At 57.1% G+C, this 15,583-nt stretch carries 14 protein-coding genes; 7 read left to right on the forward strand and 7 right to left on the reverse strand.

Translation table 11 applies throughout. The features are described from left to right. Positions 1–62: 62 nt before the first annotated feature. Together pdxY and RQI55_RS16250 are read right to left on the reverse strand one after the other, a co-directional pair. Positions 63–938: a pyridoxal kinase PdxY gene (pdxY, locus tag RQI55_RS16245; RefSeq protein ID WP_243258283.1), complete on the reverse strand. Its 876-nt coding sequence runs from the start codon at positions 936–938 to the stop codon at positions 63–65. A 134-nt stretch (positions 939–1,072) separates the two neighbouring features. Further along, on the reverse strand, positions 1,073–1,744 hold the full coding sequence (locus RQI55_RS16250) for a GntR family transcriptional regulator (RefSeq protein ID WP_243258282.1): 672 nt from the start codon (positions 1,742–1,744) through the stop codon (positions 1,073–1,075). A gap of 228 nt (positions 1,745–1,972) precedes the next feature. Between RQI55_RS16250 and RQI55_RS16255 the strand changes: the two genes are divergently transcribed. The 6 genes from RQI55_RS16255 to RQI55_RS16280 all read left to right on the forward strand — a co-directional run bounded on the left by RQI55_RS16255 (position 1,973) and on the right by RQI55_RS16280 (position 9,599). Beyond that, complete coding sequence (locus tag RQI55_RS16255; RefSeq protein WP_243258281.1) at positions 1,973–3,220, forward strand: NRAMP family divalent metal transporter; 1,248 nt, start codon at positions 1,973–1,975, stop codon at positions 3,218–3,220. A gap of 12 nt (positions 3,221–3,232) precedes the next feature. Beyond that, a complete protein-coding gene (locus RQI55_RS16260; RefSeq protein ID WP_311273179.1) occupies positions 3,233–4,000 on the forward strand; it encodes a 5-oxoprolinase subunit PxpA in 768 nt (255 codons plus the stop codon). 10 nt (positions 4,001–4,010) lie between these two features. After that, positions 4,011–4,820 (forward strand): putative hydro-lyase, encoded by an 810-nt coding sequence (locus RQI55_RS16265; RefSeq protein ID WP_243258279.1) that lies wholly within the window; start codon positions 4,011–4,013, stop codon positions 4,818–4,820. A gap of 7 nt (positions 4,821–4,827) precedes the next feature. Further along, positions 4,828–6,447: a carboxyltransferase domain-containing protein gene (locus RQI55_RS16270; protein ID WP_243258380.1), complete on the forward strand. Its 1,620-nt coding sequence runs from the start codon at positions 4,828–4,830 to the stop codon at positions 6,445–6,447. After that, the gene (locus RQI55_RS16275; protein WP_311273178.1) at positions 6,444–8,165 is read left to right on the forward strand and encodes a biotin carboxylase N-terminal domain-containing protein; all 1,722 of its coding nucleotides are present in this window, start codon (positions 6,444–6,446) and stop codon (positions 8,163–8,165) included. Before RQI55_RS16270 ends, RQI55_RS16275 begins: the two co-directional genes overlap by 4 nt. Positions 8,166–8,315: 150 nt before the next feature. Further along, positions 8,316–9,599: a glucoamylase family protein gene (locus tag RQI55_RS16280; RefSeq protein WP_243258277.1), complete on the forward strand. Its 1,284-nt coding sequence runs from the start codon at positions 8,316–8,318 to the stop codon at positions 9,597–9,599. A gap of 3 nt (positions 9,600–9,602) precedes the next feature. Here the strand turns inward: RQI55_RS16280 and RQI55_RS16285 are convergent, their stop codons facing one another. Next, positions 9,603–11,501: a bifunctional sugar phosphate isomerase/epimerase/4-hydroxyphenylpyruvate dioxygenase family protein gene (locus RQI55_RS16285; protein ID WP_243258379.1), complete on the reverse strand. Its 1,899-nt coding sequence runs from the start codon at positions 11,499–11,501 to the stop codon at positions 9,603–9,605. Positions 11,502–11,622: 121 nt separating this feature from the next. Here RQI55_RS16285 and RQI55_RS16290 point away from each other — a divergent pair, with 121 nt between their 5' ends. Next, the gene (locus RQI55_RS16290) at positions 11,623–12,318 is read left to right on the forward strand and encodes a TetR family transcriptional regulator (RefSeq protein ID WP_243258378.1); all 696 of its coding nucleotides are present in this window, start codon (positions 11,623–11,625) and stop codon (positions 12,316–12,318) included. A gap of 39 nt (positions 12,319–12,357) precedes the next feature. Here RQI55_RS16290 and RQI55_RS16295 read toward each other — a convergent pair whose 3' ends face one another. The 4 genes from RQI55_RS16295 to RQI55_RS16310 are packed head-to-tail and all read right to left on the reverse strand — an operon-like array spanning position 12,358 to position 15,575. Further along, complete coding sequence (locus tag RQI55_RS16295) at positions 12,358–13,227, reverse strand: shikimate dehydrogenase (protein WP_243258276.1); 870 nt, start codon at positions 13,225–13,227, stop codon at positions 12,358–12,360. 48 nt (positions 13,228–13,275) lie between these two features. Then, on the reverse strand, positions 13,276–14,037 hold the full coding sequence (locus RQI55_RS16300) for an amino acid ABC transporter ATP-binding protein (RefSeq protein ID WP_279290565.1): 762 nt from the start codon (positions 14,035–14,037) through the stop codon (positions 13,276–13,278). A 13-nt stretch (positions 14,038–14,050) separates the two neighbouring features. Beyond that, positions 14,051–14,890, reverse strand: a complete 840-nt coding sequence (locus tag RQI55_RS16305; protein ID WP_243258275.1) for a transporter substrate-binding domain-containing protein — start codon at positions 14,888–14,890, stop codon at positions 14,051–14,053. A 34-nt stretch (positions 14,891–14,924) separates the two neighbouring features. After that, complete coding sequence (locus tag RQI55_RS16310; protein ID WP_243258274.1) at positions 14,925–15,575, reverse strand: amino acid ABC transporter permease; 651 nt, start codon at positions 15,573–15,575, stop codon at positions 14,925–14,927. Positions 15,576–15,583: the final 8 nt, after the last annotated feature.

The raw sequence follows: 15,583 nt of genomic DNA on the forward strand, positions 1-15,583 counted from the left end.
CGTTTTGCTGGGCCAGGCTCGCAGAGAAGCGCGGCGTGTTGAAAATCCTACGTGACGATCCGTTATTTGCGCTTGCTGCGGGATGGATGCAAGAGATGGCGCATCTGCACCATGGCCATAGGTGTGGAAAGACTAGACGCATCGGTCTCCAGCGTCAGTTCGTTCGACCCTCTTTTCATCGTGCGGGCGAGAACCTCAAAAACGCTTGCAGTTGCCAGTTGAAGCGCCTTTTCATCGTCTAATCCCTGCAGTAGCCGAGCGAGGAAAAGCGCCGAAAGGAGATCGCCCAGACCGTTCGGAACGTTCTCAATGGCACGATGTTCAGCAAGAAGCGCATGACGACCGCTGAGGAAGAGATTGCCTATCCCGCCAACCGTCATCGGAACAGCCGATGTGACAAGCATTTTTGGCGGACCGAGCGCTAAGGCCGCATCGATGATTTCATTGTTCGTCTCAAGCTCGGCGCCGCTCATCCACGCAAGTTCATATCGGTTTGGCGTGGAAACTGTGGCAAGCGGTATCAACTCATCCCGTATGGCCTGTGCTGTTTCCTGGGGTATGTAGAGTCCACCCTTGTCACCCATAACGGGGTCGCAAACATAGATGAGATCAGGGTTTGCTCGTCTCATGTCGCGGATCAGCCGCGCGACGGAGCGCACCTGATCGGCGCTTCCGAAATAACCGGTGAGGATTGCGCGCACTTCACCGGACCATTTCGATGTCGCCAGATCCTTCATCGCGGAATCAAATTCGGTATTATCGAACCGCAGGCGGGTCGATGGTCCATGGCCGGGGTGCCAGGGCATGACGATGGTGGGAACGGCCCAGACTGGAAAGCCTAAAGTCTCGAGCCCAAAAACGACTGCACGGTTACCAACTGAGCCACGCATCACGTGGCTGGAAATGACGATGACGGAGCCGTTGGTATTGTCCTGCATGATGCACTCATTCCACATGGCAGCGGTCATGACGCAGATTTGGCGCCTTCGGCCGCGTAATTGGTTTCGTCATGGCACAATGCTGCGCGGCTTTCCACTGTTAGTGTGGTATCCACGTGCGGTTTTTTACCGGGTCACTTCCCGGCGCGTTCCAGTGCCTTCAGCACAGTGCGCTCTGAAAGGTTCAGATAGAGGTCCATTTGTGTGGCCGCATCCTCAACTTTTCCTTTGATCACCAGGCCCAGTATCTGCTCATTCATGTCCACGAAGGGAGAATGCAGCTGCTCCGGGTCGTTCAACAGCCCAAAGCTCAGGCGCAGTTCGGCGGCAACGCGCGCATAGAAATCGCTCAGCCTACTGCTATCGGAAAGATCAATGACGGCGGCATGAAATTTCATGTTGGCACTGCCAACTTCCCGCCACTCCTGCCGCTCGCGGTGGATCTTCGCTGCGTCGACCGCATCACGCATTGTGGTGGTCGCAGGATGTTTCGGCCAAGCTTGACGCAGTGCGCCGCATTCCAACATGCGTCTGACGCGGTAGATATCGATGATCTGGTCCGTGCTAGGCGTCGAAACGAAAACACCGCGATTGGCTTCATGCCGCAACAGGCCGTCTTTTGTCAGCAGCCGGAAGGCTTCGCGCAGCGAATTTCGGGAGACGTCGAGGCGTTCGCTGAAGGCTGCTTCGGAAAGCCTCTGCCCTGGCACCAATGCCCCCGTGATCAAGAGATCGCGGATATCCCGCGCTACCCGATCCGCTAGCGGCAGTGATTCCATCACGGTGTTGTCCTGGTGGCCGTTCATTCGCAGTCGATTGTCCCGATGGCGGTGTTGCTGATGCCGGCTGCAATATCACAAAAACATGGCAACGGAGATAAAAATGATGCTTAGTTTCGCGCCAATGGTGCCAAAAATTGCGCAGAATGAAAGAACGATATAATTTTATTGTTCAACAATGTTGACAATTTTGTAGATGCCGCCAAAGTTGCTTTAAAGTATCCGCGAGGGGCGGATGCGCTAAGGAGAAAATCCATGGAGCCTACAAAAATAGCTCAAAGTGCCGAGTTCGTTAAATCCCGACGAGCGTCTCTGACCGCAGCTGTCTTTCTGATGGCGACCTCGGCCATCGGTCCCGGTTTCATCACCCAGACGGCAACTTTCACCACCAAGCTCGGCGCGGCTTTTGCCTTTGCAATTCTGGCCTCCATCGTGATTGATTTCGTTGTTCAGCTGAACATCTGGCGCATCGTCACGCTGACGCGCATGCGCGCTTCCGACATTGCGAACGCTGCGATACCGGGTTCGGGATATGTGCTCGCTGTTCTCGTCATCGTTGGTGGCCTGTTCTTCAATATCGGCAATATTGGCGGTTCAGGCCTCGGCCTTAACGCCATGCTTGGCATGGATCCGAAGCTGGGCGGTGCGCTGAGCGCGCTTCTGGCCATTGGCATCTTCCTGTCGAAACGCGCCGGTATGGCCGTAGATAGGTTCATCATCTTCGCAGGTATCCTGATGATCGTTCTGACGGTCTATGTTGCCTTTGTTTCCGGCCCGCCTGTTGGTGATGCCCTTTTCCAGACATTCCTGCCTTCCACTATCGATTTCGCGACCATCACGACGATTGTCGGCGGTACTGTCGGCGGTTACATCACTTATTCCGGCGCTCATCGCCTACTCGATAAGGGCATGGTCGGCGTTGAAAATCTCGGTGCCGTCAACCGTGCAGCACTCACGGGTATCGCGGTCACCGGCGTCATGCGCTACGTTCTGTTCCTCGCCATTCTGGGTGTGGTCGCTAGCGGCGTAGTTATCGATGTGTCGGGCAAGGGTGCCAACCCTGCTGCTCAGGCTTTCCAGGCCGCTGCGGGCGATATCGGCTTGCGCATCTTCGGCGTCGTTCTGTGGGCTGCGGCCATTACTTCGGTGATCGGTGCCGCCTATACGTCGGTTTCCTTCATTACCGTTTTCAAGCAGGACATCAGTGAACGCGCTCGCAACATTGCGACTGTCATCTTCATCGCGGTCTCCCTGTTCTTCTATGTAGTCATAACGACACCTCCAGCGCAGATGCTGGTCTTCGTTGGCGGATTGAACGGTCTCATCCTGCCCATCGGCTTGTCGATCTTTGTCTATGCTGCCTGGGCGCGCTCCGATCTTATGGCCGGTTATCGCTATCCACGCTGGCTTCTTGCGCTCGGCGTTATCGTCTGCGCACTGACCTGGTATATGGGCTACAAGTCGATCGGGCCGATTTTCGCCCTGCTCTTCTCAGCCGCGTAAGGGGGAAACAACATGGCTTCCATTGATTTGAACAGCGATCTTGGCGAGGGCTACGGGGCGTGGGCCATGGGGGATGATGCAGCCATGCTGGCAGTCGTTTCCAGTGCCAACATTGCCTGCGGTTTTCATGCGGGTGATCCGGCGGGCATTTTCCGCACGGTCAAGTCCGCTGCCGAGAAGAATGTCGTCGTGGGAGCCCATGTCTCCTATCCGGACCGCGTCGGCTTCGGCCGCCGCGATCTGGATGTTACGCGCGAAGACCTGATGGCCGACGTTATCTATCAGATCGGCGCGTTGAAGGGTTTGGCGCAATCGGCTGGCACGTCGGTTAGATACGTGAAGCCGCATGGCGCGCTTTACAACCGCATTGCCAATGATGCCGTGCAGGGTCAGGCCGTTATTGACGCCATCAAGGCAGTTGATCCGTCGCTTGTTCTGATGGGGCTTGCGAATGCTCCCATTCTGGAACTTGCGCGCCAGTCCGGTTTGACAGTTGTTGCCGAGGCCTTTGCAGATCGTGCCTACACGCCAGATGGCCAACTCGTGTCCCGCCGCGAAGCGGGTGCCGTTCTGCATGATGCTGACAAGATCGCGCAGCGCATGGTGCAGCTTGCCCGGGACGGCACGTTGGAAGCCATCGATGGCAGCGTGATCAGCATCGAAGCGCAATCGATCTGCGTTCACGGCGACAGCCCGGGCGCAGTCGCCATTGCCCAGCAGATCAGGCAGCGTTTCGAAGCCGAGGGCATCGATATCCGTTCTTTCATCTCAAAGCCGTAAAGGGCCAGCGATGACCATTCCGACATCTTATCTTCAGCATACCAATGCAGATACGGCGCGTGCTGCGCGCACCCAGTATCGCAATGGTCTGGTCGCGCCGACATCCGGCATCGCACCGGGCTTCACACAGGCCAACATGATCGTTTTGCCGCGAGACTGGGCCTATGATTTTCTGCTCTATGCGCAGCGCAACCCCAAAGCCTGCCCGGTACTGGATGTATCCGATCCCGGCTCACCGACGACTTTGCTGGCACCGAATGCCGATCTGCGCACGGACCTGCCGCTCTATCGCATCTGGCGAGATGGCAAACTGGATGAAGAAACCGCCGATGCCACGGCTGCGTGGGCAGAGCACGACGATCTTGTTGCGTTTCTGATCGGGTGCAGCTTCACGTTCGAGACACCCATGGTGGAGGCTGGCATCGAAATCCGCCACATGACGGACAAATCCAATGTGCCAATGTATCTGACTAACCAGCCTTGCCGCCCCGCCGGACGTTTGAAAGGCAACATGGTCGTCTCCATGCGCCCCATTCCCGCCGCGCGCGTGGCCGATGCGGCGACAATCTCCGGGCGGTTCCCTGCGGTTCATGGATCACCCGTTCATGTCGGCTCCCCGGCAGAGATTGGCATTGCTGATCTGTCAAAGCCTGATTTTGGCGATGCCGTGCGCATTGAGCCCGGCGAAGTGCCGGTATTCTGGGCCTGTGGCGTCACGCCTCAGGCGGCCGTGATGGCGTCAGGCGTGCCCTTTGCGATTACCCATTCTCCGGGGCACATGTTCATTACCGACATTCCGGATTCGGCCTATCATGCGTGAGGACAAGATGCGTTTTTTACCGGTCAGTCTCACGACGATCCTTGTTGAGCTTGCCGATCTCGATCAGACGCTTGCGCTGTTTGCTTCGCTTCAGGCCCATCCTGTTGAAGGCATCGAAGAGACGGTGCCTGCGGCGCGGACACTGATGATCCGTTTCCGGCCCGAGATCATCTCCGCGCAGGCACTGGCGGCTGATATTGCGACCCGCGATCTCTCCGCAAAAATAGCACCATCCGACCAGTTGGTAGACATACCGGTGCGCTATAATGGTGAAGATCTGGCCGATGTTGCGGAATTGACGGGTCTCAGCATTGATGAGGTCATCAAGCGGCATACGGAAAGCGAATTCACCGTTGCCTTTAGCGGTTTTGCGCCCGGCTTCGGTTATCTCGTTGGTGGTGATCCCGCCTTGCATGTGCCGCGCAGGCAAAGTCCGCGCACGCGCATTCCGGCTGGATCGGTTGCGCTCGCAGGGGATTTCAGCGGCGTATACCCGCAAAACAGTCCCGGCGGATGGCAGATCATTGGCACCACCCCGCTGAAGATGTGGGACATTGAGCGTGAACCCGGCGCGCTGTTCCAGCCCGGTTACCGCGTTCGTTTCTTTGATATGGATAAGGAAACGGCCAAGGTCGATATTGCCCAATCAAAGCCTGCGGCAACCAAGGCTTCTGCCAAACCAGAGGCGGACCGGTTCGAGGTTCTGGCCGCACCCATGCCGGTTCTGTTTCAGGACCGTGGACGTTTCGGGCAGACGGGGCAGGGTGTGTCCGCCTCCGGCGCGCTGGATCAATCCGCGTTCCATGCTGCCAATCGCATTGTCGGCAATCCGGTTAATACGCCCTGTCTGGAAATCACGCTGGGCGGCTTCTCCTTCAGAGCAACAAGCCGCGCCGTGATCGGCATTGCCGGTGCCGCTGGCGTCATCACCGTTAAATCGGAAGCCTATAGTTTCGAGAGTTCAGCATATGTGCCGATCGCTCTGGAGCCGGGTGATGTGGTGACATTCGGGCATCCCGTCAAAGGCATGCGCTGTTATCTCAGCGTCCGTGGCGGCTTTGGCGTTGCGGCGGTTCTGGGAAGTGCTGCGACCGACACATTGGCCATGGTTGGGCCAGAGGCTGTCAACGCTGGTTCGGTCATTCACCTGAGAAACGAGACGTCAGGCCTTTCCAGCGTCTCGATCAATGAAGGACCCGCATTTGATCTGCCAGGTAAGGACGATGTTGTGACGCTCGATGTCGTCATGGGTCCTCGCAGCGACTGGTTCACGCAGACTGGTTTGGAGACGCTGACCAGCCAGCTATGGCAGGTCACACCGCAATCTAGCCGCGTGGGCATTCGCCTTGCCGGTGACACGCCGCTTGAACGCAAGGACAGCGCCGAACTTCCGAGTGAAGGCACAGCAACCGGTGCAATCCAGATACCCCACAGCGGTCAACCGGTTCTGTTTCTGGCCGATCACCCTCTGACGGGCGGTTATCCTGTTATCGCTGCCGTTGCCGAGCATCATCTTGATCTGGCAGGGCAAATTCCGGTGAACGCCAAAATCCAGTTTCGCCCGCTTGGGCCTTTCGCCGAGATATCGGCGAGCAAGAACACAGAGCTTTCGGGAGACAAGCCATGAGAAAAGTGCTGATTGCCAATCGTGGCGAGATCGCCGTGCGCATCATCCGCGCATCCCGTGACTACGGCGTCGGTTCGGTCGCCGTTTATGCGGATCCTGACCAGGATGCGCTGTTCGTGAGGTTGGCCGATGAAGCCTATGGGCTTGAAGGTGTGCGTCCTGCGGAAACCTATCTCGATATTGCAAAACTCATCGCCATCGCCAAGCGTTCGGGCGCGGATGCTGTCCATCCAGGCTACGGGTTCCTGTCTGAACGGGCGGAATTCGCGCAGGCGGTTATCGATGCAGGGCTGATTTGGATCGGGCCTGATCCTCAGGTCATCACCATGCTGGGCGACAAGGTCGAGGCACGACGCCTTGCCAACAGCGTCGGCGCACCCTTGGTTGCGGGCAGTGACGGCCCCGTCGCAACGGCTGCCGAAGTGACCGCCTTTGCGCAAGCGCATGGCTTGCCGGTTGCCATCAAGGCGGCGCATGGCGGTGGTGGGCGCGGCATCAAGGTCGCGTGGAAGATGGAAGAGATTGCCGATCTCTATGATTCCGCCGTGCGTGAGGCCACAGCCGCCTTTGGCCGTGGCGAATGTTTTCTGGAACGGTTCCTGGATCGCCCGCGCCATATCGAAGCGCAGGTCATTGCCGATAAGCACGGCAATGTCGTGGTGCTTGGCACGCGCGATTGTTCGCTTCAGCGCCGAAATCAGAAGCTGATTGAAGAGGCGCCAGCGCCGTTCCTGCAGCCTGAGCAGCGTCAGAAAATCCACGATTCTGCCAAGGCCATTTGCGCTGCGGCGGGTTATTCCGGCGCGGGAACGGTGGAGTTCCTGCTGGGCGTAGATGGCACCATCTCGTTCCTTGAGGTCAATACACGGCTTCAGGTCGAGCATCCGGTGACGGAAGAGACCACGGGCATCGATCTGGTCGTCGAGCAGTTTCGTGTGGCTGAGGGGCATCCGCTCCAGATCCTCGAAACGCCTGAGCCACGTGGACACTCCATGGAATTTCGCATCAACGCGGAAGATCCTGGTCGCGGGTTTTTGCCAACGCCCGGGGCAATCACTGTCTTCGATCCGCCATCCGGCCCCGGCATCCGTCTGGATAGTGGTGTCGTTACCGGATCGACAATCCCGGGCGTGTTCGACTCCCTCATGGCAAAGCTGATTGTGACCGGCACAGATCGGGATCAGGTGCTGCGCCGTGCACGCCGTGCGCTGCAGGAATTCCGCATTGAGGGCGTGGCGACCGTTCTGCCCTTTCACCGTGCAGCGATTGATACGCAAGATTTTATCGGGACTGATGGTTTCAAGGTTCATACCCGCTGGATCGAGACGGATTTTGCCGACATGCCTGATGCGATGGAGCGGCAAAAGCCTGTCGACGACATTGCGATGACACGCACATGGCTGGAGATAGACGGAAAGCGCGTCGCCGTTGGCCTTCCGCATCTGTTGTTGGCTGGCCTCGGTTCCGCAGGCGGTGCGGGTAAGCCCGCATCGGAAACGCATTCCGAAAACGCCGGTATCGTCGCGCCCGTTTCAGGAACACTCCAGTCCTTCAAGGTGGAAGATGGCGCTGCGGTCTCAGAGGGCGATCTGGTTGCCGTAATGGAAGCCATGAAAATGGAAACGCAGGTAACAGCACCCAAGGCAGGCACGGTGCGTCTGCGTGTCAAAGAAGGCGACTACCTTCAGGCCGGAGATACGCTGTTCGTCTTCGAATAGGTGACGCTCAACCCGATCAGACGTCATGGCAATGGAACCTTGCGTCGATTGTGAGCCGTCAATAACGGCCCCCGTCGGCGCAAGTGGCTATAATATCGCCCCATTGTTTGGGATAGGGTGGCGAACTTATCATGGACGCCGGGCAGCATATTGGATACCGAAAATCAGATATTCATCGGGCAGGATCTTGTCCCTCAAAGATCACTGCCCGACGATGTTGAAGACATTCAGCGACGGACCTTTGATTATTTCTGGCTTGGCAGCCACCCGATTTCTGGATTGGCACGAGACCGCCTGCGCTCTGATGGCTCGGTCATCAACGAAATTGCATCCGTTTCAGGCACTGGCTTTTCATTTCTCGCAATCGTCGTGGGCGCGGAACGGCGCTGGATAACCCGTGACGAGGCGCTGGATCGTGTCACGCGAATGGTCGCAGCCTTGCATAAGGCCAAGCGTTTTCACGGTGCATTTGCACATTTCATTCATGGAGAAACCAGCGAAGTCATTGCCTTCGGGCCGAAAGATGATGGCGGCGATCTGGTCGAGACGGCCTTTCTGTTGCAGGGTCTGATCTGCGCCCGGCAGTACTTCTCCCGCTCGACACTAGCCGAAACCCGCTTTCGCGCCCTTGCAAATGACCTGATCGAAACCGTCGACTGGGACTGGTACACGCGGGCAACGGATGGCCCGCTGTGGTGGCACTGGAGCCCCGGACGCCGATGGTCGCTGGATCTGACCATCACCGGTTGGAATGAAGCTCTCGTCTGCTATGTTCTGGCCGCAGGCGCGCAAGATCACGCCATTGATCCGGTCCATTACCACAAGGGATGGGCGCGGTCGGGGGATATGGTGAACGGCAACGCCTATTTGGGAACGGTCTTGCCGCTGGGCGAACCCTATGGCGGGCCACTGTTTCTCTCGCAATATTCCTTCTGTACGCTGGACCCGAGGGGCCTTTCCGATACCTATGCGGATTATTGGCAACAGGTGGAGGCGCACACGCGGATTAACCATGCGTATTGTCAGTCAAAATATCCCGGATCGGATTTTTGGGGAATGACCGCCAGCGATGGCCCAAAGGGCTACCGCGTTCATTCTCCAACGCAGGATAATGACATCATCTCCCCGACCGCCGCTCTCTCCAGTTTTCCTGTCTGCCCTGACGAAGCGATGGCAGCGGCCAGCGCATTTCTGAACTATGACGGTGGCAAGCTGATGGGGCGATACGGCTTTGTCGATGCCTTCTCTCCGGTCACCGGTTGGATTGGCGAAACGCATCTGGCGATTGACCAGGGCCCCATCGTGGCAATGATTGAGAACTATCGTTCTGGTCTGTTATGGGCGCTGTTTATGGGGGCGCCCGAAGTCCAGCGCGGCCTTGTCCGCCTCGGCTTTCGGGTTGGCGATACACAGAATATGTCTGACCAGACCTGAAAATCAATCTCGCGGTATTCCGGCGGGGCGGAGCAACCGACGTTGCGCGCCGATGCGGAATGGCGCGTTCATAGCGCCGTATCCGGCATAATTCCCGCGTCTTTCGACAATCTCGAAGAAGAAGCCTTCGCCAAATGTTTGGCTGTAGATCTGGAAATATTCCCCGTGGTCGTCACGGTCGTAGAGAATGCTGGAAGCGCGTAGCGCGTCGGAAAACTCTGGCTCCAACCCGAAACGTGCCTCTAGATCATCATAATAGTTGCGGGAGATAGGCAGGGCTTGAAAGCCGCGTGCGTGCAGTGCCTGCGCCGTTGCAAAAATATCGTCGGTTGAGAAAGCAATATGTTGGATGCTGGTGCCGAACCCTTCTGCCAGGAACTTCCCAGCGAACGTCTTGCGGTTATCAGCACCATTCATCGTCAGGCGGAAATCGGGTTTTGGGAGGCTTTCTATGGCCTGACTGCGCACGAGGCCGCCCGGCTCCACCACATCAACCATAGGGGTGCGGCGCATGGAGAAAATCGACGTGTAAAACAGCAGCCATGTCAGCATTTCATCGTAGCGTGTTGTCTGCGCCAGATGATCAATGCGGGTCAGTCCGGCATCTCCAGTGTTTTGCGAAGGAAGCCGCGAAAACTCTTTGTCCCAGATTGAAGCAAGGTCGGGCGATCCATCAAGGAAATAGATCACGCCATTTCCGACGCCCTGAATGGCTGGAATTGAGGCTTCGCCACTCTTGCGCGGCTCAAAAAAGGTGGGTGCACCGAGTGCGGCCGCCCGCTCCAGTGCTGCCTTCGCGTCATCGACCTTCAGGCCGAAGGCATAGGCGTTCGTGCCATGCACGGAGTAGGATGCGCCTGCAAAGCTGTCACCCGTGCTGTCGGTATTGATGACGATGCGAATATCGCCCTGCGTGTAAAGCTCAACCTCGCGATTGCAATGGCGAGCAGATTTGTTGAAGCCGAGTGTGGTCAATAATGTTTCAAGCTCGGCTTTGTCGTTCTGCCCCGTCGTGAACTCCACGAATTCCACACCGCTTGTTTCCACAGGCGCGGGCATATTGGGCACATCGATACGAATATCGGGCTCGAGACGGTGGACTTTGTTCATGAGGTTGATAAGCGAGCGGTGGCCATCTTCTGCGAGCAGGCGGGCGGAGCCGCCACGGAACTGGTCGTTGAAGATTTCCAGAGACAAAGGCCCGGCATAACCGGTTGCGGCGACAGCCCGCATGAAGTCAACGACTGGAAGATCTCCCTCGCCCGGCATGTTTCTGAAATGGCGGCTCCAATAGAGGAGGTCCATGTCAAACAGCGGTGCGTCTGCCAATTGCACGATAAATATCTTGTCGCCGGGAATAGAACGGATCGAGTTCGGGTCGACCTTGCGCGACAGCGTGTGAAAACTGTCCAGAATGATGCCGACATTACGATGATCGGCGCGGCGCACGACTTCCCAGGCATCGCGGTGGTCGTTGACGTGACGCCCCCAGGCCAAAGCCTCGTAACCGACTCGCAGACCGTGCTTTGCGGCACGTTCCCCGAGTTCGTGAAAGTCTGCCGCTGCCCGGTCTATCCCGCCAAGCGAAATCTGCGAGACGTTGGAGCAGATCAGCATGAGTTCGGTGCCAAGCTCTCCCATGATATCGAACTTGCGTTCTGCTCGTTCAAATGCACGCTGGCGGTGCTGGTCGGGCATGCCTTCGAAATCACGAAAGGGCTGGAAGAGGGTGATTTCCAAGCCGTGGTCTTTCACCATCGCGCGCACTTCACGGGGGGAGGCGTCGTAGGTGAGGAAATCATTTTCGAAGATTTCGACCCCCGAGAACCCCGCCTTTGCAATCGCCGCAAGCTTTTCAGGAAACTCGCCGCTGATGGAAACGGTCGCGATGGAGGTCCGCATGGGCTGCTTCTGCGTCTCGATGCCGGAGATGACCATATTGCCTTCCTTTCCGTGATTATGTACTAATTAGTTAATAGTGACGGTTTCAGTTCGGGCCGATTGGACTATTGATAGGTGTATGATGACGAAAGCGGCGACTTCGAACGATACCCTCGCGCCCCGGCAAGCCAAGCGCGACCCAGAGGGTGTGCGACGCGATATTCTTTGCGTTGCCATGGATGAGTTTGCGCAAAACGGGCTGTCTGGTGCGCGCATCGATGAGATTGCTGCGCGTACCCGCACATCCAAGCGCATGATTTACTACTACTATGGAGACAAAGAGGGCCTCTACCAGCAGGCGCTTGAAGCTGCCTATGCGCAGGTGCGCGGCGGTGAAAGCGGCCTTGAACTGGACGAGATGGAGCCGGTTGCCGCACTCGACAAGCTCTGTCGGTTTACCTTCGATCACCATCGTCGCCACCCTGCTTTCATTCGAATGGTCATGATCGAGAACGTTCACCATGGCCGTCACATGCAGGCTTCTGAAACGATCCGAGAACTCAACCGCCCCGCGATCGATGCCCTGCAGAATGTTCTCGTGCGTGGCCAAAAGCAGGGCGTCTTTCGTGAGGGCGTCGGCGCGCTTGAACTGCACTGGCAGATCAGCGCGCTGTCGTTCTTCAACGTTTCGAATGCTGCGACCTTCTCGTTCATTTTCGGTGGCAACCTGTTTACCGACGATGGTCAGGAAACCCTTTCGAAGCATGTCGCGGAAATGGTGCTGCGCTATGTGCTTCGGGTTGAACATATCGGGGCTACCGAAAAGACCGGTCGGTAAAGCCGGTCCACATCTTGTGGTCACTACGCGCAGACGATGTCATGTCGCAGCCTCATCCATGCAAAGTTCGTCAAAGTGCGCACGCATGCGGGTCGGATCTGGCTCCAGACCCGAAAACAACCGGAAAGCACCCACGGCTTGGAACACAGCCATGCCACCGCCGGGCAGAACCTGACAGCCTTTGCTGACCGCTTCGGCGAGCAATTGCGTGATAAGCGGCATGTAGACAATGTCTGCAACCCAATGGCGGGGCTCGATCAGAGCCGATGGTACGGGCATTCCGGGATGTGCAGGCATGCCGGTGGGTGTTGCGTGGATCAGGCCGTCTGCGTGCGGCAAGGAGTCTTCTGGCTTCTCAACGACAAAAGCGCGCTCTGCACCGAACCGATCATTGAGATGGTCTGCAAGCTGTGCTGCGCGGCTGATATCCTGATCGAGAATATCGAGACGTTGAATATCCAGCTTCAAAGCGGCGTGCGCCACCGCAACGCCTGCGCCGCCAGCGCCAATCAACAAAACGCGGTCGCGCTTTGCTTCGGGCAGGCCCACTTTGAAACTTTCATAAAAACCGTACCAGTCGGTATTGTGGCCGGTTCTTTTGCCATCGCGAAACACGACGGTGTTAACGGCGCCCAGCATCCGCGCATCTTCCGACAAATCATGAAGGAGGGGAATGACCCGTTGCTTGAAGGGGTGGGTAATGTTGACGCCTGCAAAACCGAGACTTTCCGCCTCGTCAAGAAGATCAGATAAGGCGCTTTCCGGCAGGTTCCGAGTGTTAATGTCTATAAACGCGTAGTCGTAGTCGATGCCATGGGCGGCACCTTCACGCATGTGCATTGCTGGCGTTTTGGAAAGCTGGATGTCGGCACCGATCAGCCCGACCTTCAATGTTTTTCTGTCTGTCATGTCGGTATTCTCATCAGGGAAAGACTGCTTGGAAGAGGGGATCGCCCACTAATAGTGGGCAAGAATTTCACCAAGGAAGGTGCGGGTCCGCTGATGTTGAGGGTTCTTGAAGAACTCTTCCGGCGGCGCTTCTTCAATGATTTCACCGGAAGCCATAAACACAACGCGGTCTGCCACCTGCCGGGCAAATCCCATTTCATGGGTCACGCAGATCATCGTCATGCCGTCCTTGGCAAGTCCGATCATGGTGTCGAGAACTTCCTTGACCATCTCAGGATCAAGAGCCGATGTGGGTTCATCAAACAGCATGGCCTTGGGCTCCATGCAAAGCGCGCGCGCAATGGCTGCGCGTTGCTGCTGGCCACCGGACAGTTGGGCCGGATATTTGTCTGCCTGATCGAGGATGCGAACACGTTCGAGATATTTGCGCGCTGTCTGCTCGGCATCAGCCTTCGACAGGCCCTTCACGCGCATGGGCGCAAGGGTGCAGTTTTCGAGAATTGTCTTGTGCGGGAACAGGTTGAAGTTCTGAAACACCATGCCGACTTCACGCCGGACGGTGTCGATGGCACTTGCGGACGACGTCAGCTTGGTACCCTCGACGGTGATCATGCCCTGTTGAATGTCTTCAAGGTGATTGATGCAACGGATCAACGTCGATTTGCCTGAGCCTGACGGCCCGCAAAGCACGATCTTCTCGCCTTTGCGAACCGTCAGATTGATATTCTTCAGGGCATGAAAGGATCCATACCACTTTTCCACCGCTTCAAGAGCGATCAACGGAACTTGTGTATCGGTGGTTTGCAGCATGGGAGCCTCCAGCTTACTTTACGGTGAAGGGGATATCGGGGAGGGATTCCGGGAAGGCCGGAACGTCCCGCTTCATCCACTTCGTGTAGATCTTCGCCAGTTCGCCATTGCCTTTGATTTTCACCAGGAACTCATTGACGGAGGCGTTCCAGTCTTTTTCGCCCGGACGAGTGCCTGCGCCGTTGTAAAGCGTGGTCAGATCGAACTTGGATTCGTATTTTCCGGCAGCTGCCGCATTGAGGCGATCACCGTAAAACTGGTTGCCGCCTACCACTTCGACCTGACCTGAGATCAGAGCCTGAATATTGGCAGCATCGTCATCGAAGCGAAGGATATTGGCTTTCGAGCCAGCACCAGCGGTGATGGACGTATCCATTGCACTCGACTTGGGAACGCCGACAGAAACGCCTGTCAGGTCATCGTAGCCAGCAATCTTCTTGTCCTTTGGTCCATAAACCGAGAGAACGTTGCCCGCGTAAGGCTGGGAATACTGGATGGTCTTTGCACGTTCTGCTGTCATGCCCATGGTGGCAAACAGCACGTCAACCTTGCCTGTCATGAGAGCAGGAATGCGGTTTGCGACGGCCAGCGGCACAAACTGAACCTTAACGCCGAGGTGGTCGGCAAATGCCTTGCCGATGTCAGCGTCAAGTCCGTCCTGAACGCCGCTGGAATTCACAAAGCCCCAAGGTGAGTTGTCGCCCTGAATACCTATGACGACGGTGCCTTTGGCCTTTGCTTCTTCAAGCGTGCCGGCAAAGGTGTTGCTCGACGCCATAAGTGGCAGGGTTACGGTGGCTGCGGCCAGCGCAAGCACCATACGGCGATTGATTGTCTTGCTCATGAACTTCATAGTTTGCTCCTCCTTACAAAGCAGATCTTATGATTTAGCGTGATGCGGTTTGAAGGCGTTTTTCCACCCCGGCGCCCCACAGGGAAAGCGGCCAGCAGATCAGAAAATAGATGAGGCCAACGATGGCAAAGACCGTCAGAGGCTTGAATGTCTGGTTCGAAACGATCTGTCCGGCACGCGACAACTCAACGAAGCCAACAATTGCGGCAAGCGATGTGCCCTTGATAAGCTGGACGAGAAAGCCGATGGTCGCTGGCAGCGATATTTTGAAAGCCTGAGGCAGAACGACGTCTTTCATGCGCGAAACATAGTGGAGACCGAGTGCCTTTGCGGCCTCTGTCTGGCCCTTCGGCACGGCCTGAATGCCGCCGCGCCAGATTTCGCCCAGAAACGCGCTGGCGTGCAGCGTGAATGCGATGGCCACCGCAAGCCATGCATCAATGTCCAGACCCACCAGAGCGACGCCATAATAGACAACGAAGAGCTGCATCAGCAGCGGTGTTCCCTGGAAGATGGCGATGTAACCGGCGGTCACTCGCTGGCCGATCTTGCTGTCGACTGTTCTGGCCATGGCAACGCAAAGGCCAAAGACCCCGCCGCCGATAAAGCCGATGAGCGCCAATGCCACGGTCCATTTCAGACCCTGCATCAGGAAGAACAATTCGTTGGTGCCGATAGGTGTCATCGCCTTTG

The sequence above is a fragment of the Rhizobium sp. WCS2018Hpa-16 genome, assembly GCF_031843705.1.
Taxonomy (GTDB): Bacteria; Pseudomonadota; Alphaproteobacteria; order Rhizobiales; family Rhizobiaceae; genus Agrobacterium; species Agrobacterium tumefaciens_C.